The sequence below is a fragment of the Agromyces sp. Y575 genome, from assembly GCF_059445445.1.
Genome location: NZ_JCAIUI010000001.1, coordinates 684429 through 708658, shown reverse-complemented (window position 1 = coordinate 708658; position 24230 = coordinate 684429). Strand labels below are relative to the sequence as shown.

Below are 24230 nucleotides of genomic sequence, written 5' to 3'. Positions count from 1 at the left end.
CCAGTGGAGTGGGGGCTTTCGTGGGCGATACCGGACTCGAACCGATGACCTCTTCCGTGTGAAGGAAGCGCGCTACCAACTGCGCCAATCGCCCGTGTGTGATTGCGGTCGCACATGGTGACCGCGGACTCGATACTAGCCGACGGCGTGGGGCGAATGCACATCGATGAGATGGGGGCGCAGGATGCCCCATCGCTGCGGATGCGAGACGAATGACCTCGACACGCCCGGGAAGTGGGCACGGATTCCCCTCGTGACCGGCGCGAACGGGCCACTCGATCACCTCGGTTTGTGAATCGATCCGGGAATCGGTTAGAGTCTCTCTGCACGCAGAAATGCGGGCGTTGCGGATGTGGCGCAGTGGTAGCGCATCACCTTGCCAAGGTGAGGGTCGCGAGTTCGAATCTCGTCATCCGCTCTGATCAGGATCGGGCGAAAGCCCGATTCCTGTTCTTTTGGTGGTGAACCCAGACACGGTGGATTGGCCGAGAGGCGAGGCAGCGGCCTGCAAAGCCGTATACACGGGTTCGAATCCCGTATCCACCTCCAAGCTGAGAACCTCCATTCTCGACTTGGGCGATTGGCGCAGCGGTAGCGCGCTTCCCTGACACGGAAGAGGTCACTGGTTCGATCCCAGTATCGCCCACACTGAAACCCCCGGTTTACCGGGGGTTTTTTCTTGCCTGGATCGCGTGGGCAATACTCGGGCAATATTGCAACTTGCCTTTGGGGGAGGGTGTACCAACGCGCTCTCGAGGGCTGCGCTCCGGTTGTTCGTCAGGGTTGCAGCACCTCGAGCACGAGCGGCGGGTGCCCGATCCGGGTGCTGAACCACGACCAGGTTTCGCCCGCGGTCTGTTCGATCGCCGCCCACACCTCGGCCGTCGGTGGCACGTTCCTCAGGATGATCGTGATCACGCGGCTCCCGCTGAACCGGATCGATCCAGGCGCGTCGACGGTTCCGCCTCCGGCGAAGCCGGTGGGGCTGAACGCGGCCCGCGTCGGTGCGTCGACGGCGAAGGTGAATACGTAAGTGCCGACCCCGGTGATGCCGTACGCCCCGGGGGCGAAGTGCACCGAGACCGCGGGGTTCCGGTTCGGGGCCTCGCGCAGGTCGAATCCGGCGTGGGGGGTCGCGGCATCCGTCTGCATGATCGTGGGACGGATCAGTGTGAGGTTCGTTCGTCCGCTGCCGACCGTGCGCGTGGGGGCGAGGGTCTCGATCGGCGCCCAGAAGACCGGCCCGGGGAAGAGGCTGTCGAGACGGTGCTTCTCCACCCAGTCGGCGGGCGTGATATCAACCTCGAATTCGGAGAGGTGGATGACCCGGTCGTCGAAGCCGCCGCCGGGGGATTCCTTGTCGTCATTGAACATGAGCAAAACTCTAGTATCGCCATCGAGGTGTGCGCCTCAGTGCGAACACCGAAGCAACCCGATCGGCGATCAGGTGCACTCACCACCACGGCGACGGTGCCGGCGGCGCGACCACCGCAGGGCGATCATCACACGTGATGGTGTTGGGCAGCTCCCACGGGGCGAGCCATGGCCCGGTGGTGTTCACGCCGCTCGAGTCGTTGCCGCCGAGGTCGACGATCGAGAACTCGGAGCCTGTGGGCGGGAAGTTGAACGAACCGCAATTGTTCACCCCGACCGCCCCCACGTTGCGCGCATCGACGTTCTCGAAGCTGGCGGAACCTGCGACGCGCGCACTCAGCACCGACGATCCGGTGCCGTCGACCAGCGTGTCGGCGAAATGGACATCTGTGATGCCGTAGAGGTCCTTCACCGGCCAGTCGGCCACGAGCATGATCGCGTTGTACGTGCTGTCGAGGAAATGATTGCCGACGACCTGGATGTCGGCGTCGATCGACTGATCGAGCGCGTAGAGCCAGATGGAACCGAGCCCGATGTTCCAGTTCAGCTCGTAGGTGCCCGCGCGAACCGTGGTGTTGTCGGTGATCCAGAGGTGATCGGTGAATGCCTCGGCACCGAATCTGGACCCGACGTGGATGCCGCTGCCCTCCCGGATCGGATCGGCGATGAGGTTGCTCGACACGGTGTTGTCGGTGCCGCCGTAGATCGCGATGCCGTTGGCGAGGGTCGGGGTCTGCACCGTGTTCCGGTCGAACGTGTTGTTCGCGTTCGCGGTGTGCTCCGACCACATCGCGAGCCCGTCGTCGCCCGTGTTGCGGATGAAGTTGTTCGAGACGGTCGAGTTCGTCACACCGCCGTGGAAGTTCAGGGCGTCGGCGATCTGGTCGACGATGATGTTGTCCTTCACGGTCAGGGCGTCCATCGGACCGTCGAACCACATGCCGACCTTCGTGTGCCGGATGTACAGCCCTTCGATCGTCGAGTCGCTCATCGCGCCGCCGACGCCGTTCACCTGGTCGGTGTCGATGCGTTCGCGCACATCACCTTCGATCGTGAAGCCCGAGAGGTGCACATTGGAGCTGCCGCCCGCCGAGGCATCCTTGCCGTAGAAGCCGACGCCGGTGTGCACGGAGCCATCGGGTGCGGGCTCGTCGAGCGCCACCTGCTCGCCCGTGATGGTCGTGTACCAACTGCCCGCGCCCTCGATCGTCACGTCGTCGACGATGATGTGCCGATCGACCCGGAACCTGCCCGGCGGCACGTAGACGGGCAGGTCGTGCCGCTGCGCGAATGCGATCGCACGATCGAACGCCTTCGCCGAATCGCGACGACCGAACGGGTCTGCACCGAACAGGAGTACGTTCGCGGCCTTCAGCCGGACATGCGGCCGATCGACCTGCTCGGTGTCGATGAGGTCGATCGTGGTCGAAGCGGCATTCGTGCCCGCCGGCGCTGTGAGCCGGATGACGTCGCCCGCGCGGGAGGACTTGCCGAGGAGCATCCGCTGCTCATCGTAGAAGTGCATCGGGCGGAACGGCTTCGCGACCTCGTACCCGTCACCGGGAACGCAAGTGCACTCGGTGATCCACCAGTCGGGGTGGAGGAGGCCGGCATTCGGGTCGTTCGTGAACGGGTACTGGTTGTAGAGCCAGGCGAACTCGGACGTGAGCGTCATGGTGCGCTTGTGCTTGCCGTTGACGGTGATGTCGAGGGGGGCCTCGATGCCGCCGCCGTTCGGCGCATCCGGGATGCTGTAGCGCACGGTGAGGGCGTTCGCTGCCGCCGGGAGCGTGAACTCGACGTACTGGCCCGGCGCGAGCTGTACCGCGCTCCGGCCCGAGGCCTCGGCGGACAGTGTGTACGCACTTCGGTCGGGGCCGATGACGGTGCCGGTATGCACCGAGAACTCGGCCTCCTGCTCGAGGAACGCGACGGATGCTCCTCGCCCCTCGACGAGGGCGGGGTCGAGTGCAGCACGAGTGACGACGGGAGGCGGCGCCGTGCCGGGTGTCGCACCCGCGGAAAGCGGAGCGCCCGCGATCGCGCCGAGCGTCAACGCCCCGGCTGCGGCGAGCGCTGCGACGCGGGCCGGTCGTGGCGCACGTCGTGGCAGTGGAACACGTGGTGGCAGTGGAATGGGGCTCGTCATACGCGTCATCGTCGACTCGTCTCCTCGTGGTGGGTGCACGCCATCGGACACCTCGGTGGGCCATCTGCGCTCGCCGAGTGTGCCGACTGTACGGCGCGAGCGCACCCCGTCACAAGGGGATGTGAGGGAACATCACGGAAAAGTCGAGTTCTTGCGGAAACGGTCGAAAGAAGGTGGAAGTTCAGTCGACTCTTGACACGGACTTGCGTGGATCGCGCAAGAGCGTGAAATCGTCGCCCCGACAACGGTTCAGGGCCACCGCCGAAGTGCCGAGCGGCCTTGGTGCGCCGACTACAGTTGAAGGATTCGTTTTCCTACTGCAAGGAGTGGACCAGGTGGCCGACGGCTTCGAGCTCTTCACCGACCGATCCGTTGTCGCGATGCGCGTCAACGGCGAGCTCAAGGACCTCGCCACGACGGTCACCGACGCGGATGCTGTCGAACCCGTCACGATCGACTCGCCTGACGGGCTCAGTATTCTGCGGCACTCGGCCGCCCACGTGCTCGCCCAAGCGGTGCAGACCGTGAACCCCGAGGCCAAGCTCGGCATCGGGCCTCCCATCACCGATGGGTTCTACTACGATTTCGACGTCGCAGAGGCGTTCACCCCCGAAGACCTCAAGTCGCTCGACAAAGAGATGTCGCGCATCATCCGTGCCGGCCAGCGCTTCATGCGCCGCGTCGTCACCGATGACGAGGCCCGCGCCGAGCTCGCCGACGAGCCCTACAAGCTCGAACTCATCGGCCTGAAGGGCGGGGTTTCGACAGGCTCAACCAGCACTGATGACAACGAGTCCGTCGAGGTCGGCGGCGGCGAGCTCACGATCTACGACAACGTCGACCCGAAGACCGGCGAGACCGTCTGGAAAGACCTCTGCCGCGGGCCCCACCTGCCGAACACCCGCATGATCGGCAACGGCTGGGCGCTCACGCGCCTCGCGGCCGCGTACTGGCGAGGCTCCGAGAAGAACCCGCAACTGCAGCGCATCTACGGCACCGCGTGGGCGACGAAAGACGAGCTGCGCGCCTACCAGCACCGACTCGAGGAGGCCGCACGTCGCGACCACCGCAAGCTCGGGCGTGAACTCGACCTCTTCAGCTTCCCGGAGGAGATCGGTTCCGGTCTCTCGGTGTGGCACCCGCGCGGCGGAGTCGTGCGCATGGAGATGGAGCAGCACGCACGCCGTCGCCACATCGAGGGCGGCTACACCTACGTGTACACCCCGCACATCTCGAAGGAAGACCTCTTCCTCCAGTCGAACCACCTCGTCACCTACAAGGAGGGCATGTTCCCGCCCATCCGCATGGACGAGGAGCGCGACGCCGAGGGCAACGTGACGAAGCAGGGCCAGGACTACTACCTGAAGCCCATGAACTGCCCAATGCACATCCTCATCTACAAGGAGCGCGGGCGCAGCTACCGCGACCTGCCGATGCGACTCGCCGAGAACGGCACCGTCTACCGGAACGAGCTCTCAGGGGCGCTGCACGGACTCACTCGAGTGCGCGGCTTCACGCAAGACGACTCGCACCTCTTCGTCACCCCCGACCAGCTCGAGGAGGAGACCACCAAGGTCATCGCATTCGTCATCTCGATGCTGCGCGACTTCGGCCTCGATGATTTCGAACTCGAGTTGTCGATGCGCGACGACGAGAAAGACAAGTGGATCGGCTCGGACGAGTTCTGGGAGTACTCCACGAACGCGCTCCGCAATGTCGCCCGCGCGAGTGGGCTCAAGCTCACCGAGATGCCCGGTGAAGCCGCGTTCTACGGGCCGAAGATCGACCTCAAGACGCGAGATGCGATCGGCCGCACCTGGCAGCTCTCGACCGTGCAGGTCGACCCCAACCTGCCCGAGCGCTTCGAACTCGAGTTCACCGACCGCGACGGGCAGAAGAAGCGCCCCATCATGATCCACCGGGCTCTGTTCGGTTCGATCGAGCGCTTCTTCGCCATTCTCCTCGAGCACTACGCCGGTGCATTCCCGGTCTGGCTCGCACCCGTGCAGGTCGTGGGCATCCCGGTCGCCGACGATTTCGCGCCCTACCTCGGCGCGATCATCGAGCAGCTGAAGGGCGCCGGCGTGCGCGCCGAGCTCGACGTGAGCGACGACCGCATGCAGAAGAAGATTCGCACGCACACGACTCAGAAGGTGCCGCTCCAGCTCATCGCAGGCGAGAGCGACCGCTCGGCCGAGACCGTGAGCTTCCGCTTCCGCGACGGCACCCAGGAGAACGGCGTCGCGATCGCCGAGGCGGTCGAGCGCATCCAGCAGGTGATCGAGGAGCGTCGCCAGGTCATCACGCGCGACGACCTGTTCGCATGAGTGCGTACCAGCCCGACGAGTTCGAGGGCGTGCCGACGGATGACGCGGCAGACCTCGCCGGCGTGCCCGATGCGTTCCAACGGCTCTGGACGCCGCATCGGCTGGTCTACATCCAGCACGGCCAGCAGCCCGACGAGCACACGTGCCCGTTCTGCCGCGCTCCCGAGATGAGCGACGAGCAGTCGCTCATCGTCGCACGCGGCACGCACGCCTATGTGCTGCTGAACCTCTACCCGTACAACAGCGGACACCTGCTGGTATGCCCCTATCGGCATGTCGCGACGTACGACGAGGCGACGCTCGAAGAGGTCGCCGAGATCGGCGAACTGACGCAGATCGCGATGCGGGTCGTGAAGCAGGTGTCGAAGTGCGACGGCTTCAACATCGGCATGAACCAGGGCCGCATCGCCGGTGCCGGCATCGCCGAGCACCTGCATCAGCACATCGTGCCGCGCTGGGCCCTCGACTCGAACTTCTTCCCGATCATCGCCGGCACGAAGGCGCTGCCCCGACTCCTCGGCGAGGTGCGTCAGGAGATCGCGGAAGCGTGGCCCGCGTCGGTGGAGTAGGTGCGGTCTGGGGGTCTCGATACGCTCCTTCGTCGCAACTCGACCGGCGGGCGCTCCGTAGGTCGAGTAGGCGCGCCAGCACCGTATCGAGACTTCGTGACGACGCTGCTCGACCGGCGTTGGAGGGTCAGCGCACCTGGCGCACAGTGAACTGCAAGCGGGGGTTGGCGTAGGCCTCCTGCGCCTCCACGAGCTGCAGCTCTCGTTCGCCCGAGGTATGGGTGAGTGAGAGCAGGTCGAAGACGCTCGATGTGGCACGTGCGAGCGCGTCTGCTGCATCGCCTGTGCGTCGGTAGTGCGCCGTGAAGAGCGCCGCGGTGACGTCGCCGGAGCCGTTCGCCTTCATCGGCAGGAGCGGGGTCTGCACGATCCAGGCGCCTGTGTCGTCGACTGCGAGCATCTCGATCGTGCCGTCTTCGCGATCGGGACGCTCCACGCTCGTCACGAGCACGGTGCGCGGTCCGGTGGCGCGCACGAGGTCGACCGACGCCAGGGTCGACTCGAGCGTGTCGGGTTCGGTCTCCGTGAGGAAGCCCAACTCGAACTGGTTGGGCGTGATGATGTCGGCTGCAGGCACGACGCGCTCGCGCAGCAGGATCGGGATGGCGGGGGCCACGAAGCATCCGGATTTCGCATTGCCCATGACCGGGTCGCAAGCGTAGACGGCGTCGGGATTGACGGCCTTGACCCGAGCGACCGCGTCGAGGATGACGTCGGCGATGCCCTCGCCGCCCTGGTAGCCCGAGAGCACCACGTCGATCTGCGGGAACGCCCCTCGTTCCTCGATGCCCGTGATGACCTCGCGCACCTCGTCGGGGCTGATCATCGGTCCGCGCCAGGCACCGTAACCGGTGTGGTTCGAGAAGTTGACCGTGTAAACCGGCAGCACCTCGATGCCGATGCGCTGAAGGGGGAAGACGGCGGCGGAATTGCCGACGTGACCGTAGGCGACCGCGGACTGGATCGAGAGAATCTTCACCGATCGATCATCGCATCTCCGGGGCCCGCGTTCCTCCTGCGAACCTTGCCTGCTCGCTCGCCGTACGGACGGAAGCGCCGAGGTCGGCCGCCAGTTTTCGCTGGTCGGCATCGTCGAGGTCGTGGACGGTGAGGCGCAGGCGTTCGGAGGGTGCGTTGTCACCGAGCGCGAACTCGTCGCCCGGTCGGGCGAGCCATCCGCGCCGCATGAGCTGTTCGGACACGGCGCGCGCCGGCGCGTCGAGCGGAACCCAGACGTTGAGGCCGTCGCCGGGCCGCGTCAGGATCCCCTCCGCCGTGAGCGACTCGGCGAACGCGGCGTTTCGAGCCGCGTAGTGTTCGCCGGCCGCCCGGATGCCCGTCGCGACGTCGGGGTCGGTCGCGAGCGCGTGCACGAGTCTCTGCAGCAGGTGACTCACCCACGTCGTGCCCGGGGTCAGCCGCACGGCGAGCCGGTCGGCGGTCTCGGGATCGGACGCCGTGACGGCGAGGCACATGTCGGGTCCGAGGAACTTCGATACAGAGCGCACGAGCGCCCAGCGGCGGTGCTCGGCACTGATGAGCGAGTGGAAGGGCACCTGCGAGAGCAGCGAGTAGTGGTCGTCCTCGATGACGAGGACGTATGGATGGTCCCGGAGCACCGCGCGCAGTTCGGCCGCGCGCCGCTCGGTGAGGCTCGCCCCGGTGGGGTTCTGCGCGCGCGGTGTGCAGATGACCGCACGGACCCCCTGCTCGAGTGCGGCCCGGAGACCGGCGACCGTCATGCCTTCGTCATCGATCGGCACTGGGACGGGGCGGTAGCCGGCGACGCGGACCGTATGGATGCTCGTGAGGAAGCACGGGTCTTCGAGGGCCACGGCGTCGTCGCGGGTGAGCGCCTGAGCGAGCAGGCGTTCGACGGCATCGGCGGCGCCGCTCGTCACCGTGATGCGCATCGACGTTGCGGCTGGCAGATCTCCGCTCATCCACGCGTGTGCCCATCGTGCCAGCTCGGGATCGATGACGGGTTCGCCGTACAGCACTGGGCGACGGGCGGTGCTCGCGAGCGCGCGGGAGAGGTCAGGGATTCGCCCGGGATCCGGATTGCCGGTGCCGATGTCGCGGAGTGCCGTGTCGGCGGCGAATCCCTCCTGGGCGACGGTCGACGCGCCTGCCACGCGCGTTCCGCCGCGGCCCAAGGTGATGACGACGCCCGCGTTCGTCAGCTGCCGGTAGGCGGACACGGCGGTGTTCCGGTTGACGCCGAGACGCTCCGCGAGCGCCCGCACCGGCGGGAGCGCGTCGCCCGGGCGGAGTGCGCCGCGCTCGATGAGCGTGCGCAGGCTGTCGGCGATCTCCGCCGCAGAACGGCCCTCGATGTCGATGATCGCAATCCGCCCTTCTTCATGTCTGCGACCATGCTATCTTTTGGCCTAGGACAATAGTTATGTTGATCTGTTCTGATGCGCGACAACGTGCCGCGCACGTCCGAGTTCTGATGCGCGACGAAGCGCGCGCTCGTCCGAGAGGATTCCCCTGTGACCGTATCCGAGACGGGATCGAGCCGCGTCAAGCGCGGCCTCGCCGAGATGCTGAAAGGCGGCGTCATCATGGACGTCGTCACGGCCGCGCAGGCGCGTATCGCCGAAGACGCGGGCGCCGTCGCCGTCATGGCGCTCGAGCGCGTGCCCGCCGACATCCGTTCTCAGGGCGGCGTCGCCCGCATGAGCGACCCCGACCTGATCGACGCCATCATCGCCGAAGTGTCGATCCCCGTCATGGCGAAGGCCCGCATCGGCCACTTCGTCGAGGCGCAGGTGCTGCAGGCGCTCGACGTCGACTACATCGACGAGTCCGAGGTGCTGTCGCCGGCCGACTATGTCAACCACATCGACAAGTGGGCGTTCAACACTCCCTTCGTCTGCGGGGCGACGGACCTCGGCGAGGCGCTGCGCCGCATCAACGAGGGTGCCGCGATGATCCGCTCGAAGGGCGAGGCCGGAACGGGCGACGTCTCGGAGGCGACCAAGCACATTCGCAAGATCTCCTCCCAGATCAACCAGCTGAAGTCGATGTCGCGCGACGAGATCTACGTCGCCGCGAAAGAACTGCAGGCCCCCTATGAGCTCGTGCTCGAGGTCGCCGAGACCGGCAAGCTCCCGGTCGTGCTCTTCGTCGCGGGCGGCGTGGCCACCCCCGCGGATGCCGCGATGATGATGCAGCTCGGTGCCGACGGCGTCTTCGTGGGCTCGGGCATCTTCAAATCGGGCAACCCCGAGGCGCGTGCGGCTGCCGTCGTCAAGGCGACCACATTCTACGATGACCCGTCGGTCGTCGCCGAGGTCTCGCGCGGACTCGGCGAGGCCATGGTCGGCATCAACGTCGCCGACCTGGCTGCCCCGCACCGGCTCGCCGAGCGCGGCTGGTGACTTGAACCTCCGGAGTGAATCGCTCGACGCGGGGCGACCGGCTTCGGCCGCGCCCCGCGTCGGTGTGCTCGCCCTCCAGGGCGACTTCCGCGAGCACGCGCACGTGCTCGCGAAACTCGGCGCCGATGTGTCGCTCGTGCGGCGCCCGGAGGAACTCGAAACGATCGAAGGCCTCGTGATCCCGGGCGGCGAGTCGAGCGTGATGGACAAGCTCGCCCGCACCTTCGGGCTGCAAGAGCCGCTGCAGGCCGCGATCGCTGCGGGCATGCCGGTCTACGGAACCTGCGCCGGCCTCATCATGCTCGCCGACACCGTGCTCGACGCGATCGCCGGGCAGGAGTCGCTCGGTGGTCTCGACGTGGTCGTGCGCCGCAACGCCTTCGGTTCGCAGAACCAGTCGTTCGAGACCGACCTCGACATCCCCGTGCTCGGCGAAGAGCCGGTGCACGCGGTCTTCATCCGCGGCCCCGTCGTCGAGTCGGTTGGCGATGCGGCGACGCCGCTTGCGACACTCGCCGACGGCCGCGTGGTCGCCGTCGAACAGGGCAACCTGCTCGGCACGAGCTTCCATCCCGAGATCACGGGGGAGTACCGCTTCCACGAGTACTTCCTCGGCAAGGTCACGGCTCGTACGGTAGGGGAATGACCGGGTACATCGCGCTCCTCCGCGGAGTGAACGTCGGCGGCATCACGGTGAAGTCGGCGGCGTTGCGCGAACTCTTCGAGCGTCTCGGCTTCGGGGGAGTGCGCACAGTTCTCGCGAGTGGCAACGTCGCATTCGAGACGACGGATGCCGCGACCTCCGATGCCCTGAAGAGGCGGATCGAGCAGGCGCTCGGCGAGCGTTTCGGGTACGAAGCCTGGATCGTGCTCATCAGCCGGGAGCAACTCGAGCGGATCGTCGCGGCGTTCCCCTTCGATGCGACGCGCGAGGGGTGGCATCCGTACGTGCTCTTCGGCTCGGATGCCGAGCACCTCGCCCAGCTCATCGCAGCCGCCGGTGACCTCGATGCCGCCGACGACGTGATCGCGCCGGGAGACGACGTGATCTACTGGCACAACCGCCGTGAGCGCGGCGTCGACAGCGCGTTCGCGAAGCTCACGGCGAAGACGCGCTTCAAGCCCACGACGACGAACCGCAATCTGCGCACGCTCGTGAAGCTGCTCGGCTGATCCTTCGACAATCTCAGGAAGCTCCCTTCGCTGTCTTAGAATGGCTGGGCGCGGCTCGCAGTCGCGCGCGAGGATTCGATTCAGGAGACGCATGTCCGGGCATTCCAAGTGGGCGACGACCAAGCACAAGAAGGCGATCATCGATTCGCGCCGTGCGAAGTCGTTCGCGAAGCTCATCAAGAACATCGAGGTCGCCGCGAAGATGGGCGGCGCCGATATGTCTGGCAACCCCACGCTCGTCGACGCCGTGCAGAAGGCGAAGAAGACCTCCGTCCCGAACGACAACATCGATCGCGCCATCAAGCGCGGCGCCGGACTCACGGGTGAGTCGATCGAGTACACGACGATCATGTACGAGGGTTACGGCCCCCACGGTGTTGCGCTGCTCATCGAGTGCCTCACCGACAACAAGAACCGTGCGGCCGCCGAAGTGCGCACATTGATGACCCGCAACGGCGGCACGATGGCCGACCCCGGTTCGGTCGCCTACAACTTCGCACGCAAGGGCCTCATCGTCGTCGGCAAGGCCGATGGCCTCACCGAAGACGACGTGCTCGGTGCGGTGCTCGACGCCGGTGCCGAAGAGGTCACCGACGAGGGGGAGACCTTCGAGGTCATCACCGAGGCGTCCGACATGGTCGCGGCGCGCAGTGCGTTGCAAGAGGCCGGCATCGACTACGACTCGGCGGATGCCGCGTTCGTGCCGTCGATCAAGGTCGAGGTCGATGCCGAGACCGCCCGCAAGGTGTTCCGGCTCATCGACGCGCTCGAAGACAGCGACGACGTGCAGAACATCTACAGCAACCTCGACCTCACCCCAGAGGTGCAGGCCGAGCTCGAGGCGGAGTAGCCGATCGCCGTGCGCGTGCTCGGCATCGACCCGGGGCTCACGCGGTGCGGCGTGGGTGTGGTCGACGTCGATCCGAACCGCACGGCGCGCCTCGTCGACGTCGTGGTGCTGCGGTCGCCGGCTGACCTCGACACGCCGCGCCGGCTCGTGCGCATCGCCGAAGGACTCGAGGCGATCATCGAGGAGCATCGGCCGCAGGCCGTCGCGCTCGAGCGAGTCTTCGCGCGCAGCGACGTCTCGACGATCATGGGCACGGCCCAGATCTCTGGCGTCGCCATGCTGATCGCCGCTCGTCGAGCGCTCCCTGTCACCCTGCACACGCCGAGCGAGGTCAAGGCGGCGATCACGGGCTACGGACGAGCCGACAAGAAGCAGGTCGGCGCTATGGTGGCCCGAATCCTCGGCCTCGACGAGGTGCCGAAACCTGCGGATGCCGCGGACGCGCTCGCCCTCGCGATCTGCCACGCCTGGCGCACCGGGGGAGTGGCGGGCGCCGCCGTGCGCGACGGTGCCGACGCGACCGTCGACGACTCGGCGCTGACTCCGGCGCAGCGAGCGTGGCTCGCCGCTGAACGCTCCGCTGCCGTGTCGGGGGCGGCCCGTAGGCTGAAGCGGTGATCTCCTCTCTTCGTGGCCGTGTGCTCGCTGCAGCCGGTGGTTCGGTCGTGATCGAGGTCGGCGGCGTGGGCCTGCACGTCAACACGACCCCTGCGTTCGCCCTCTCGACGAGAGAAGGGCACGAGGCGTCGGTACACACCACCCTGGTGGTGCGCGAAGACGCGCTGACGCTCTTCGGCTTCGCCACACGCGATGAGCTCGACGTCTTCGACCTCTTGATCGGCGTCACCGGGGTGGGCCCGAAGTCCGCGCTCGGCGTGCTCTCTGCGCTGTCGCCGGGCCAGATCGCCGAGGCCGTGCAGCGCGACGACGATGCCGTCTTCCGCAAGGTGAGCGGCATCGGCCCCAAGACCGCGAAGCTCATCAACGTCTCGCTCTCGGGCAAGCTCGTCGCACCGGCGACTCCCGCACGGCCGACCATCGTGGCACGCGGTGCGGCCGACAGCGTGCTCGCGGCGCTCACGGGCCTCGGCTGGTCGGAACGCGTGGCGGCCGAGGCCGTCGATGAGACGATCGCCGAGGCATCCGACATCGAGGCCGCCTCGGTGCCGACCCTGCTTCGGCTCACGCTCGCCCGGCTCGGGCCCGCACAGCAGGCGGGCCGGGCACGATGAGCGACGCGAACGGCGACCTCGACCTGACCGACCCCGTGCTCGCCTCAGAGGCCGAACTCGCGTTCGAGGGTGCGCTGCGCCCGAAGAGCCTCGGCGAGTTCGTCGGCCAGACCAGGGTGCGCAGCCAGCTGCAGCTCCTGCTCACGGCTGCCACGCTGCAGCAACGCACGCCCGATCACATCCTGCTCGCCGGCCCGCCGGGGCTCGGCAAGACGACACTTGCGATGATCGTCGCTCATGAGAGTGGCCGGCCGTTGCGCATGTCGAGCGGCCCGGCGATCCAGCACGCGGGCGACCTCGCGGCCATTCTGAGCTCCCTCGTGCCCGGCGAGGTGCTGTTCATCGACGAGATCCACCGCATGGCTCGCTCGGCCGAAGAGATGCTCTACCTCGCGATGGAAGACTTCCGCATCGACATCATGGTCGGCAAAGGCGCCGGGGCGACTTCGGTGCCACTCGACCTGTCTCCGTTCACGCTCGTAGGCGCCACCACCCGCGCCGGTCTCCTGCCGAACCCGCTCCGCGACCGGTTCGGGTTCACCGCGCATCTCGAGTTCTACGATGAAGCCGAACTCGAGCAGGTGCTTTCACGTGCGGGCGCCCTGCTGGGCCTCGACGTCGACCACGAAGCGCTCGCCGAGATCGCCGGCCGTTGTCGCGGCACTCCGCGCATCGCCAATCGACTGCTGCGGCGGGTGCGCGACTATGCGCTCGTGCACCCTTCGACAAGCTCAGGGCGGCGCGGCGCTGTGCGAGCCGATATCACGTCGGTGCGGGCCGCGCTCGAGCTCTACGACGTCGACCCGTTGGGCCTCGATCGGCTCGACCGGGCCGTCATGGAGATGATCCTCACGAGGTTCGGGGGCGGTCCTGTGGGGTTGAACACGCTCGCCGTTTCGATCGGCGAAGAGTCCGAGACCATCGAGGCCGTGGTCGAGCCATTCCTTGTACGCATCGGTCTCATCACCCGCACGCCGAGGGGCCGTGTCGCGACCCCGGCGGCCTGGCGTCACTTCGGTCTCGCCGCAAGCGCGCCCGACGCGGCAACGGCTCTTCCCATCGATGACCTATAATCCTTTGAGGCTGACCCCTCAGCACCGATGACTTCGTGCGCACACCGCACTCCGGAAGGTACCTCCCTCTCATGACGTTCGATCCGTTCACCATCATCATGCTCGCCGTCCTGGCGGTGCTCATCTTCTTCATGTTCCGTAACTCGCGCAAGCGCAAGGCCGACGCGGAGAAATTGCAGTCGAAGGTGCAGGTGGGCGCAAAGGTGATGACCAACTTCGGCGTCTTCGGCACCATTCTCTCGATGGACGAAGAAGAGAACCAGGTGCTGCTCGAGACCTCGCCCGGCACGATCCTCACCGTGCACCGCCAGACGATCGCCCGCGTCGTCGAGCCCAAGGCCGACGATGTCGATGAGACCGCGGCACCCGTCGACGGCGAGCCCGAGTTCGGAGAGCGTCTCGCCGACTCCGCACCCGACGCGACTCCCGGCGACACGACCGACGAGACGCCCGACACCAAGAAGTCGGACGACTAAGACTCACCCCGAGGCTGGGCCCGCGCGCTGTCGCGCGGGCTCCTGCAGAGAAAGCGGAGCACGTGGCTGCACAATCGAAGCGGTCATCCCGGCCGACCCCCGTGCGCAAGGCATGGCGATCACTCACCTGGCTGGGTGTCATCATCGCGCTGCTGTTCGGCATCAACGCCGCCGGTGTCATCTGGGGTGACGGATCGTGGGCGCCGAAGCTGGCGCTCGACCTCGAGGGCGGCACGCAGATCATTCTGGCGCCGAAGGTCGAGACCGGCGCTGACGTCTCGCAGGAACAGCTCGATCAGGCCGTCTCCATCATCCGTCAGCGCGTCGACGCGTCCGGTGTGGCCGAGGCGGAGATCAACACCGAGGGCGACAACGTCGTCGTCCGCATTCCGGGTGAACTCGACGACCAGACCCGTGCCCGTATCCAAGCTTCGGCGAAGCTCGAGCTCCGAGCTGTGCTGCTCGCCGACGCGGCGACCACGACCGCGGCCGATCCCAGCGCGAGCCCGTCGCCGACTGAAGCGCCCGCCGAAGAGCTCGAGTCGACTCCGACCGCTGAGCCCACCGACGGCAGCGATCCCTCGTGGATCACGCCGGCGCTGCAGCAGCAGTTCGACGACTTCGATTGCTCCCAGCTCGACGAGGCGTCGACGAACGTCGCACCTGCCGATGAACCGCTGGTCACCTGCGATGTGAATCGCACGGCGAAGTACCTGCTCGGCCCTGTGGAGGCCAGCGGCGAGAACATCGTCGACGCCACCAACGGCATGGTGCAGACCTCGACCGGCGCGTCGACCGGCCAGTGGGCCGTGAACATCGTCTTCGACGAACAGGGCACCGAAGACTTCGCCGCGGTCAGCACCCGCCTGTACGGCCTTCAGGGCCAGACGCCGCGCGACCAGTTCGCGTTCGTGCTCGACGGTGCTGTGCTCACTGCGCCCTCGATGAACGGCGCGATCACCGATGGCAAGCCGCAGATCACGGGCAGCTTCGACCAGGAGTCGTCGAAATCGCTGGCCGACCAGTTGAAGTTCGGCGCGCTGCCTCTGAGCTTCACGGTGCAGTCCTCCGACACGATCTCTCCGACCCTCGGCACGTCGCAGCTGCAGTCCGGCCTGATCGCCGGCCTCATCGGCCTCATCCTCGTGGTGATCTACACGATCTTCCAGTACCGCGCCCTCGCGTCGGTTACCATCGCCTCGCTCGTGATCGTGGGCATCATCACCTACCTGATGATCACGATCCTGTCGTGGCGTGAGGGCTACCGCCTGTCGCTTGCCGGCATCGCGGGCCTCATCGTCTCGATCGGCTTCACCGCCGACTCGTTCATCATCTACTTCGAACGCGTTCGAGACGAACTCCGCGACGGCAGGCCACTCATCGGTGCGGTCGAGACGGGTTGGAAGCGCGCATTCCGAACCGTGCTCGCGTCGAAGGCCACCAATCTACTCGCAGCCGTCGTACTCTTCGTGCTCGCCGTCGGCAGCGTCAAGGGCTTCGCGTACACACTCGGACTCACCACGATCATCGACGTCGTCGTGGTCATCCTCTTCACGCACCCGATGCTGCAGCTGCTCGCGCAGACCCGTTTCTTCTCCAGCGGCAACTCCTGGTCGGGCCTCGACCCGAACGCACTTGGAGCCGTGTACCGCGGTCGTGCCGAGTTCCGCAAGCCCGTCGGACAGCCGGCGAAGAAGACCGCGGCAAGCGCCAAAGAAGCGCAGCGCCGTCAGACGATCGCCGAACGGAAGGCATCTGCAGCAGTCGGCGCCTCCGATTCGTCCGACGAAGGGAAGGAGTCCTGATGGCGAACCGTCTCACGACCTTCGGTAACGACCTCTACACCGGCAAGCGCTCCTTCAACTTCGTCGGAGGCCGCAAGAAGTGGTACACGATCGCCGGCATTCTGATCCTGCTGTCGATCGTCGTGCCGCTCCTCACCGGCGTCAACTTCAGCATCGAGTTCCGCGGCGGATCCCAGTTCCAGATCACAGAGGTCGAGAACGCTTCGGCTGAGCCCGCCATCGAGGCGGTGCACTCCGTCGTTCCCGACGCTGAGGTGCACGTCGCGATCGTCGGCGGCACCGGTGTGCGTGTGCAGACCGACCAGCTCGACCAAGCGGATTCGCAGGACGTGACCGGTGCTCTCGCCGAGGCCTACGACGTTCCCGAGTCCGAGGTCACCTCCTCGTTCATCGGACCCAGCTGGGGTGCGGACGTCACCCGTCAGGCGCTCGTCGGCCTCGTCGCCTTCCTCCTGCTCGCGGGCATCATCATGGCGCTGTACTTCCGCACCTGGAAGATGTCGCTCGCGGCGATCCTTGCGCTGATCGGCGACCTCGTCGTGACCGTGGGCATCTACGCCGCGGTCGGCTTCGAGATCAGCCCGGCCGCGACGATCGGCATCCTGACGATCCTCAGCTACTCCCTCTACGACACCGTCGTGGTCTTCGACAAGGTCCGCGAGAACACCGCCGAAGACGGTCAGGAGTCTCGCCGCACGTTCGCGGAGTCCGTGAACCTCGCGGTCAACCAGACGCTCGTGCGCTCGATCAACACGAGCATCGTGGCTGCGCTCCCGGTCGCGGCGATCCTCTTCATCGGTGCGGGCGTCCTGGGCGCTGACACACTGCGCGACATCTCGCTGGCGCTCCTGATCGGCATCCTCGTCGGCACGTGGTCGACGGTCTTCGTCGCGGCTCCGCTGTACTCGCAGCTCCGCGAAGGAGAACCGGTGATTCACCGTCACGACCAGAAGGTGCTGAAGGAACGTGAGCGCGCGGCATCCGTCTCGAGCGGGGCAGAGGCACTGCCCACTGCATGATGTTCGCGTTCGGCGTGCGCTATATGGCATGTCGAGGCCTCCGGAGCGGCGATAATTGAGTTCCGGAGGTGATCGATGACGGAGACGGGTGTCAACTCGACGGCATCGCTGCGCCGTCTGGTACCCCGCATCTTCTCGAAGGCACAACCTTCGGGTGCCGTCGACACGCTCATGCGCACGGTGCGCATGCACCACCCGAAGGCCGATCTGTCGCTCATCGAGCGCGCGTACACGGTCGCTGAACGCGCACACGAAGGTCAGAAGCGCAAAAGCGGTGAGCCGTACATCACGCACCCGATCGCGGTGGCGCAGATCCTCGCCGACCTCGGCATCGGTTCGAAGACCGTCGCCGCAGCACTGCTGCACGACACCGTCGAAGACACCGCGTACACCCTCGACCAGGTGCGGGCCGACTTCGGCGACGAGATCGCGATGCTCGTCGACGGCGTCACGAAGCTCGACAAGGTCAAGTACGGCGACTCGACGCAGGCTGAGACCGTTCGCAAGATGATCGTCGCGATGTCGAAAGACATCCGGGTACTCATCATCAAACTCGCCGATCGGCTTCACAACGCGCGCACGTGGGGCTTCGTCCCGGCCGCGTCAGCTGCGCGCAAGGCGACTGAGACGCTCGAGATCTACGCACCGCTCGCGCACCGACTCGGTATCCAGGCGATCAAGTGGGAGCTCGAAGACCTCTCCTTCGCCGTGCTCTATCCGAAGCTCTATGCCGAGATCGAGAGTCTCGTCAAGCAGCGCACGCCGCAGCGTGAAGAGTTCGTGCAGAACGTCATCGATCTCGTCACCGAAGACCTGAAGACCGGGAAGATCCGGGGCAAGGTCGTCGGCCGACCGAAGCAGTACTACTCGATCTATCAGAAGATGATCGTGCACGGTCGTGACTTCGACGAGATCTACGACCTCGTCGGCATTCGAGTGCTCGTGAACTCAGTGCGTGACTGCTATGCAGTGCTGGGTGCCATTCATGCCCGGTGGACGCCACTGCCCGGCCGGTTCAAGGACTACATCGCCACCCCCAAGTTCAACCTGTACCAGTCGCTGCACACGACCGTCATCGGCCCGAATGGCCGCGCGGTCGAGATCCAGATCCGCACCCACGACATGCACCAGCGCGCCGAGTACGGTGTCGCCGCGCACTGGAAGTACAAGGAGCGCATGGCGGGGAGCCGTACAGCAGAGAAGTCCGGCCAGAACGACACCGATATGGCCTGGCTCGCGCATATCTCCGATTGGCAGGCGGAGACCGCCGATCCTGGCGAATTCCTCGACTCCCTCCGATTCGAGATCGGGGCCAAAGAGGTCTACGTCTTCACCCCCAAGGGGCGGGTGATCGGCTTGCCCGCCGGAGCGACCCCGGTCGACTTCGCGTACGCGGTGCACACCGAGGTCGGCCACCGCACGATGGGCGCCAAGGTCAACGGGCGGCTCGTGCCGCTCGAGAGCGAGTTGTCGAGCGGCGACGTGGTCGAGGTGTTCACCTCGAAGAACCCCGATTCGGGCCCCAGCAAAGACTGGCTCGGCTTTGTGAAGAGCCCCCGCGCACGCAACAAGATCCGGCAGTGGTTCACCAAGGAGCGCCGCGACGAGGCGATCGAGCAGGGCCGCGATTCGATCGCACGTGCCATGCGCAAGCAGAACCTGCCGCTGCAGAAGCTCATGAGCCAGGAGTCCTTCGCCGAAGTCGCAGCCCAACTGCGCTATGACGACGTGTCATCGCTGTACGCAGCGGTCGGCGAGGGCCACGTCTCGACCCAGTCGGTGCTGGAGAAGGTCGTCGCGCTCGTACGCGACGTCGACGGAGGCGACGAGCCCGATCTGCCGATGCCCGTGCGGTCGAGGCCGTTGCCTCGGCAATCGGATTCAGGGGTGCTCGTGCGAGGAGCGCCTGACATCCTCGTCAAGCTCGCGCGATGCTGCACGCCCGTGCCAGGCGACGAGATCGTCGGGTTCGTCACCCGAGGCGCGGGTGTCTCGGTGCACCAGGCGAGTTGCCACAATGTGCAATCGCTCATGCAAGAGCCCGAGCGCATGATCGAGGTCGAGTGGGCGCCGAGCTCGAAGAGCGTCTTCCTCGTGCAGATTCAGATCGAGGCTCTCGATCGAGCAGGACTGCTCTCCGACGTGACGAGAGTGCTCTCGGAGCATCACGTCAATATTCTCTCGGCGAACGTGTCGACCTCCACCAATCGGCTCGCGCTCAGCCGGTTCGTCTTCGAGATGGGCGACACGACCCACCTCGACCGCGTACTGAACGCGGTACGTCGCATCGACGCGGTGTACGACGTCTATCGCGTCAGCGACGGCTGACGGGCGAAGCGGCGGTGCCACCGGCGTCGCCCATGGCGCGAAGCCTCATGCCGATGCGATCGAGCCGTTCGAGCGCGAGCGCGCGATGGGGCAGTCGGTTCGCCGCGGCGAACCTGCCACGGAGCTCGCCGACGAGCCAGGCGCGGGTGGCACAGAGCTCCGCGACGACCTGCTCGGGTCTGAGGTCGTCGCGGCCAGGCTCCCGCAACAGGTCGAACGCCGTGCGAACGACGGAGGTACATCGCGCACGCGGGAATTCCACGATGTCGGCCTCGGCGAGCACCACCTCTCGCACGACGAGGCGTTGAGCCGAGATCACCGCGATGCGCGAGGTGCGCGGAACGCAGAACTGGGCGAGCGCCGGGGGAGCGGGCAACGCACCGTGCACCCAGGCCGCTGAGTAGCGCTCGATCACGAGGGCGCGCGGCGCACGCAACGCCACGGCCGAAGCGCGAAGCGACGGCAGATCGGGCTCGTCGATGGGTGCCCAGACCTCGTCGATCGCGATCAGCTCGCCGTCGATGCGTGCAGCGTAGAGTTCGGCGAGCGGGAGATCGTCGGTGCTGAGCACCGTCGGAAGCTTGGCCATGACCTCATGCTGCAGCATCCGTGCCCGAAATCGCATGGCTGCGCGTCATCTGTGGACAATGGCAACGACGGCTGACGGTCGAGGACGAGTCAGCGGGTGGGGTCAGCGACAGCCGCCGACGAATCTCAGCCGCCGACGGCCTTCAGCCAGGCTCGACGCGCCTCGAGCGCCTCGCGAGCGGATGCCGCAGCCTGCGCGTCGCCCGAAGCCTCTGCTGCGGCGAGCTCGGCCTCGAGCTTCTCGATGGCGTCGTTCAGCTGCCCGAGCATGCCCTCGGAGCGGGCCTTCTTCTCGGGGTCTTCGCGCTGCCAGCGCTCCTCCTCGAGCGACTTCACGTGGTTCTCGACCTTGCGCAGTCGGTCTTCGACGACCCGCACCTGATCGCGCGGAACCTTGCCGATCTCGTCCCACTTGCGCTGGATCTTGTTGAGGCCGGCGCGAGCCTGCTTCGGGTCCTTCTCGGCGAGCAGGGGCTCGGCCTCGGTGAGAAGCACGAGCTTCTCGTCGAGGTTGGCGCGGTAGCTTTCGTCCTCCTGTGCGTCGATCTCGGCCTTGGCATGGAAGAGCACGTCGCCTGCGGCCTTGAACTTCGCCCAGAGCGCGTCATCGAGCTTCTTTCCGGCGCGGCCGGCCAGCTTCCACTCATCGAGCAGGTTGCGGTAGTCGCCCACGGCGTCGGCGCCGCGGGGCGCGAGCGCCTCGGCACGTTCGATCAGCGCCTGCTTGCGGGTGCGCACGTCGCGGTGCGCGGCGTCGAGTTCTGCGAAGAACGCCTTGCGGTGCGTCTCGATCGTGGAACGTGCGGCGCGGAACCGCTTCCAGAGCTCGTTGGCCTCGGTCTTGGGCAGCCGAGGGCCGTCTTGCTGGTGACGCTGCCAGCGGGAGAACAGCTCTTCGAGTTCTGCGGTCGCCTGCTTCCACTGCGTCTTCGCCGGGTCGCCGGCGGCGAGCACCTCGGCGGCTTCGACGATCGCGGTGCGCTCGGTGATGGCCTCGGCGACCGCGGCCTTCGTCTCGGCCTGCTGCTGCTCGGTCAGCTCCTTCGTCGTGCCCGACAGTGCTTCGAGTCGACGGGCGAGCGACTCGAGGTCGCCGACCGCGTTGGCGCTGGACACCGAGGACCGGAGAGTGGCGACGGCTTTCGCGACGTCGGCTGCCGGTGCACCGCCCCGAACACGCTGCTCGAGCAGACCCACTTGACCGGCGAGATCGGCGTACTTGCGCTCGAAGTAGGCCAGTGCCTCTTCAGCCGAGCCGTCGGGATACTGCCCGACGGCGCGTTCGCCGTCGATCGTGCGCACGAAGACGGTGCCCGTCGCGTCGACGCGGCCCCACGGTTGCTGCTCTGAATCGGTCACGGGCTCACCCTGTCGTAGGTCGGATGCCGCCCGGAGGCGGCGATGACGGCATCAAGCCTATTGCACCGCCGAATGGCGGGGCCGGCCGTCACTGGATGGTGAACGAGGTGATCGTGGTCGGCACCGCTGGGGCACCGTCCTCTGCACCGTCGGCGGTGCCGGCATCGATGATGCCGGCCCGGAGTTCTTCGAGACCGCTCGTGACGTGGCCGACGACCGTATAGCCGCCGGTGTCGCCGGGTAGCGTCGTGTCTTCGTACACGATGAAGAACTGGCTGCCGTGGCTGTACTGGTCGGCGCTACGCGCCATCGCGATCGTGCCGGCCGGGTAGAGCGCGTCGGCAGGCGCGTTCTCGACGGGGCCGTAGCTGTAGCCAGGGCCGCCGGTACCGTCGCCGGCCGGGTCGCCGCATTGCAGCACCCAGATGCCGGCGGTCGTGAGTCGATGGCAGCTCGTGCCGGTGTAGAACCCCGCCTGGATGAGACTGATCTCGCTCGACACGGCCTGCGGCGCGGCTGCACCGCCGAGCTCGATGCCGAGGGGGATCTCGTTGAGGGTCAACGTGCCGGCCCACGTGCGGCCTTCGGCGATATCGGCGGAGGGCACGTCGCCCTGATTCTCACCGGCCGCGGGCGTGGCGCTCGGGGTCGGCGTCTCGGACGCGACAGGCTCGGGAGTACCCGGCCCGCCACTGAAGTAGAAGAGCTGAGCCCCGATGGCGAGAGCCAGCACGACCACGAGCGCGAGCACCGCGATGACGTTGTCGCGCGTGCGGCGGCGCTGCTTTCGCGTGTGGACTTCCTGGCGTGCCTGATAGGTGCGAAGGCGCGCTCGCTCTTCGCGCGCCAGCCGATCGTTCGATGCCACGCATGCTCCTTCTCGGGACTCCTGCGTGCCGACTCTACGCAAGCGCCGGTGCGCATACCAATCGCCGCTCCGTTCGAGGTCGTGATCCCCGGCGCTGGCGGGGTCGGTGCGCGGCGCCCGTGGCGTGGCCTCGGGCCGGGATCCGGTGTCGGATGCCGCGACTACGCTGGATCCCATGGTGGATTCCGGCCCGGGGTTGCGCTCCGGCGCGACCCCTCTCGCGGTGCGGATGCGCCCCACGAGTCTCGACGAGGTCGCGGGGCAGAAGCATCTGCTGACCCCAGGCTCTCCGCTCGTGGCGCTCGCGGGCGACCGCACGGGGGAGTCGGGTTCGGTCTCCGTAATCCTCTGGGGGCCGCCCGGCACGGGCAAGACGACGCTCGCGCAGGCGATCGCCCGGTCTTCCGGCCGCAAGTTCATCGAACTCTCCGCGGTCAGTGCCGGCGTGCGCGACGTACGCCAGGTGATGGAAGAGGCACATGCCAGCCGCGACCTCTACGGCCTGTCGACGGTGCTCTTCCTCGATGAGATCCACCGCTTCACGAAGGCGCAGCAAGACGCCCTGTTACCGGGTGTCGAGAACGGCTGGGTCATCCTCGTCGCCGCGACGACCGAGAACCCGTCGTTCTCGGTGATCTCCCCGCTCTTGTCGCGGTCGCTCCTACTGACCCTCGAACTCCTCACCGACGACGACCTCGGCGTGCTCGTCGACCGCGCGGTCTCCGATCCACGCGGGCTCGGCGGCCGGGTGGTGCTCGACGCCGAGGCGCGGGCCGCCATCATCCGGCTCGCCTCGGGCGACGCGCGGCGCGCCCTCACCGCGCTCGAAGCGGCAGCGGTCGCCGCGACCCAGTCGGTTCCGGCTGCAGAGACCGCGACCGCCGAACTCGCCGATGGTGAAGGCGATGGCGATGGCGAAGCCGCGGGCGCCGACGCAGACGAGAGCGACGGTGAAGCGGATGCCGCGGCATCCGCCACGCCCGTGATCACCACCGAGATCGTGGCCCGCGCCGTCGATCGCGCACTGCTGCGGTACGACCGCAACGGCGACGAGCACTACGACGTCATCAGCGCGTTCATCAAGTCGGTGCGAGGCAGCGACGTCGACGCCTCGCTGCACTATCTCGCGCGCATGATCGAGGCCGGCGAAGATCCACGGTTCATCGCCAGACGCATCATCGTGCTCGCCTCCGAAGACATCGGGCTCGCCGACCCGAGCGCGCTCGGCGTCGCGGTGGCTGCGGCAGACGCCGTGCAGCTCATCGGCATGCCCGAGGGCCGCATCCCCCTCGCACAGGCCGTGGTGCATCTCGCGACCGCCCCGAAGTCGAATGCCGCTTACCTCGGTATCAACCAGGCGATCGCCGACGTGCGCGAGGGCAAGGCGGGCCGTGTGCCGAAGCACCTGCGCGATGCGCACTACCCGGGTGCCAAACGGCTCGGGCATGGCAAGGGCTACCGCTACCCGCACAACGACGAGATCGGCGTTGTCGAGCAGCAGTACCTACCCGACTCGCTGCGCGGCGCCGTCTACTACGAGCCGACCGAGCACGGCAACGAGCGCGAGGTATCGGCGCGACTCGCGAAGCTGCGTCGCATCGTGCGGGGCGAGGGCTGACGCCGATCGCGCCTCACGGCGTGTTGGGCCGTGCCT

General features: G+C 67.0%; 21 protein-coding genes and 4 tRNA genes. 17 read left to right on the top strand and 8 right to left on the bottom strand.

What is annotated here, in order from left to right; genetic code table 11:
- Nucleotides 1-21 precede the first annotated feature (21 nt).
- Nucleotides 22-94 (bottom strand) — tRNA-Val (locus tag AC1C2U_RS03430).
- A 252-nt stretch (nt 95-346) separates the two neighbouring features.
- Here AC1C2U_RS03430 and AC1C2U_RS03425 point away from each other — a divergent pair.
- From AC1C2U_RS03425 to AC1C2U_RS03415, 3 genes are all read left to right on the top strand, one after another.
- Nucleotides 347-418: transfer RNA gene (locus AC1C2U_RS03425), tRNA-Gly, on the top strand.
- A 57-nt stretch (nt 419-475) separates the two neighbouring features.
- A tRNA-Cys gene (locus AC1C2U_RS03420) sits at nt 476-549 on the top strand.
- 25 nt (nt 550-574) lie between these two features.
- A tRNA-Val gene (locus AC1C2U_RS03415) sits at nt 575-646 on the top strand.
- Between the two features lie 131 nt (nt 647-777).
- Here the strand turns inward: AC1C2U_RS03415 and AC1C2U_RS03410 are convergent.
- Nucleotides 778-1374, bottom strand: coding sequence for a hypothetical protein (locus tag AC1C2U_RS03410; RefSeq protein WP_495360310.1), 597 nt, complete (start codon nt 1372-1374; stop codon nt 778-780).
- Between the two features lie 79 nt (nt 1375-1453).
- A complete protein-coding gene (locus AC1C2U_RS03405; protein WP_495360309.1) occupies nt 1454-3523 on the bottom strand; it encodes a glycosyl hydrolase family 28-related protein in 2070 nt (689 codons plus the stop codon).
- A 380-nt stretch (nt 3524-3903) separates the two neighbouring features.
- On the opposite strand from AC1C2U_RS03405, the gene thrS reads away from it, so the two are divergent.
- Together thrS and AC1C2U_RS03395 are read left to right on the top strand one after the other, a co-directional pair.
- Nucleotides 3904-5850 (top strand): threonine--tRNA ligase, encoded by a 1947-nt coding sequence (gene thrS, locus AC1C2U_RS03400; protein ID WP_495360832.1) that lies wholly within the window; start codon nt 3904-3906, stop codon nt 5848-5850.
- Nucleotides 5847-6419, top strand: coding sequence for an HIT family protein (locus AC1C2U_RS03395; protein ID WP_495360308.1), 573 nt, complete (start codon nt 5847-5849; stop codon nt 6417-6419). Before thrS ends, AC1C2U_RS03395 begins: the two co-directional genes overlap by 4 nt.
- Before the next feature lie 127 nt (nt 6420-6546).
- On the opposite strand, the gene pdxY is transcribed toward AC1C2U_RS03395, so the two are convergent.
- Together pdxY and AC1C2U_RS03385 are read right to left on the bottom strand one after the other, a co-directional pair.
- Nucleotides 6547-7398, bottom strand: a complete 852-nt coding sequence (gene pdxY, locus AC1C2U_RS03390) for a pyridoxal kinase PdxY (RefSeq protein WP_495360307.1) — start codon at nt 7396-7398, stop codon at nt 6547-6549.
- A 7-nt stretch (nt 7399-7405) separates the two neighbouring features.
- Entirely contained in the window at nt 7406-8770 is a 1365-nt protein-coding gene (locus tag AC1C2U_RS03385) for an aminotransferase class I/II-fold pyridoxal phosphate-dependent enzyme (RefSeq protein WP_495360831.1), read from the bottom strand.
- Between the two features lie 144 nt (nt 8771-8914).
- Between AC1C2U_RS03385 and pdxS the strand changes: the two genes are divergently transcribed.
- The 11 genes from pdxS to AC1C2U_RS03330 all read left to right on the top strand — a co-directional run bounded on the left by pdxS (nt 8915) and on the right by AC1C2U_RS03330 (nt 19761).
- Nucleotides 8915-9805 (top strand): pyridoxal 5'-phosphate synthase lyase subunit PdxS, encoded by an 891-nt coding sequence (gene pdxS, locus AC1C2U_RS03380; protein ID WP_495360306.1) that lies wholly within the window; start codon nt 8915-8917, stop codon nt 9803-9805.
- Nucleotide 9806: 1 nt separating this feature from the next.
- Nucleotides 9807-10451, top strand: a complete 645-nt coding sequence (pdxT, locus tag AC1C2U_RS03375) for a pyridoxal 5'-phosphate synthase glutaminase subunit PdxT (protein WP_495360305.1) — start codon at nt 9807-9809, stop codon at nt 10449-10451.
- Nucleotides 10448-10978, top strand: coding sequence for a DUF1697 domain-containing protein (locus AC1C2U_RS03370; protein WP_495360304.1), 531 nt, complete (start codon nt 10448-10450; stop codon nt 10976-10978). The genes pdxT and AC1C2U_RS03370 overlap by 4 nt, the downstream gene beginning before the upstream one ends.
- Before the next feature lie 91 nt (nt 10979-11069).
- Nucleotides 11070-11828, top strand: coding sequence for a YebC/PmpR family DNA-binding transcriptional regulator (locus AC1C2U_RS03365; RefSeq protein ID WP_495360303.1), 759 nt, complete (start codon nt 11070-11072; stop codon nt 11826-11828).
- 9 nt (nt 11829-11837) lie between these two features.
- On the top strand, nt 11838-12446 hold the full coding sequence (gene ruvC / locus AC1C2U_RS03360; RefSeq protein WP_495360302.1) for a crossover junction endodeoxyribonuclease RuvC: 609 nt from the start codon (nt 11838-11840) through the stop codon (nt 12444-12446).
- Complete coding sequence (ruvA, locus tag AC1C2U_RS03355; RefSeq protein ID WP_495360301.1) at nt 12443-13060, top strand: Holliday junction branch migration protein RuvA; 618 nt, start codon at nt 12443-12445, stop codon at nt 13058-13060. The genes ruvC and ruvA overlap by 4 nt, the downstream gene beginning before the upstream one ends.
- Nucleotides 13057-14133 carry a Holliday junction branch migration DNA helicase RuvB gene (gene ruvB / locus AC1C2U_RS03350; RefSeq protein WP_495360300.1) on the top strand — a complete coding sequence of 359 codons (1077 nt, stop codon included), beginning with the start codon at nt 13057-13059 and terminating at the stop codon, nt 14131-14133. Before ruvA ends, ruvB begins: the two co-directional genes overlap by 4 nt.
- Nucleotides 14134-14204: 71 nt before the next feature.
- Entirely contained in the window at nt 14205-14609 is a 405-nt protein-coding gene (yajC, locus tag AC1C2U_RS03345) for a preprotein translocase subunit YajC (protein WP_495360299.1), read from the top strand.
- 62 nt (nt 14610-14671) lie between these two features.
- Entirely contained in the window at nt 14672-16414 is a 1743-nt protein-coding gene (secD, locus tag AC1C2U_RS03340; protein ID WP_495360298.1) for a protein translocase subunit SecD, read from the top strand.
- The gene (gene secF / locus AC1C2U_RS03335) at nt 16414-17433 is read left to right on the top strand and encodes a protein translocase subunit SecF (RefSeq protein WP_495360297.1); all 1020 of its coding nucleotides are present in this window, start codon (nt 16414-16416) and stop codon (nt 17431-17433) included. Before secD ends, secF begins: the two co-directional genes overlap by 1 nt.
- Before the next feature lie 75 nt (nt 17434-17508).
- Nucleotides 17509-19761, top strand: coding sequence for a RelA/SpoT family protein (locus tag AC1C2U_RS03330; protein WP_495360296.1), 2253 nt, complete (start codon nt 17509-17511; stop codon nt 19759-19761).
- Here the strand turns inward: AC1C2U_RS03330 and AC1C2U_RS03325 are convergent.
- The 3 genes from AC1C2U_RS03325 to AC1C2U_RS03315 all read right to left on the bottom strand — a co-directional run bounded on the left by AC1C2U_RS03325 (nt 19748) and on the right by AC1C2U_RS03315 (nt 22576).
- Nucleotides 19748-20350: a hypothetical protein gene (locus AC1C2U_RS03325; RefSeq protein WP_495360294.1), complete on the bottom strand. Its 603-nt coding sequence runs from the start codon at nt 20348-20350 to the stop codon at nt 19748-19750. The two genes, AC1C2U_RS03330 and AC1C2U_RS03325, sit on opposite strands and share 14 nt — an antisense overlap.
- Nucleotides 20351-20475: 125 nt before the next feature.
- The gene (locus tag AC1C2U_RS03320) at nt 20476-21708 is read right to left on the bottom strand and encodes a DUF349 domain-containing protein (protein WP_495360293.1); all 1233 of its coding nucleotides are present in this window, start codon (nt 21706-21708) and stop codon (nt 20476-20478) included.
- Nucleotides 21709-21796: 88 nt separating this feature from the next.
- Nucleotides 21797-22576, bottom strand: coding sequence for a peptidylprolyl isomerase (locus AC1C2U_RS03315; protein ID WP_495360292.1), 780 nt, complete (start codon nt 22574-22576; stop codon nt 21797-21799).
- 175 nt (nt 22577-22751) lie between these two features.
- Between AC1C2U_RS03315 and AC1C2U_RS03310 the strand changes: the two genes are divergently transcribed.
- Complete coding sequence (locus AC1C2U_RS03310; RefSeq protein WP_495360291.1) at nt 22752-24194, top strand: replication-associated recombination protein A; 1443 nt, start codon at nt 22752-22754, stop codon at nt 24192-24194.
- Nucleotides 24195-24230 lie beyond the last annotated feature (36 nt).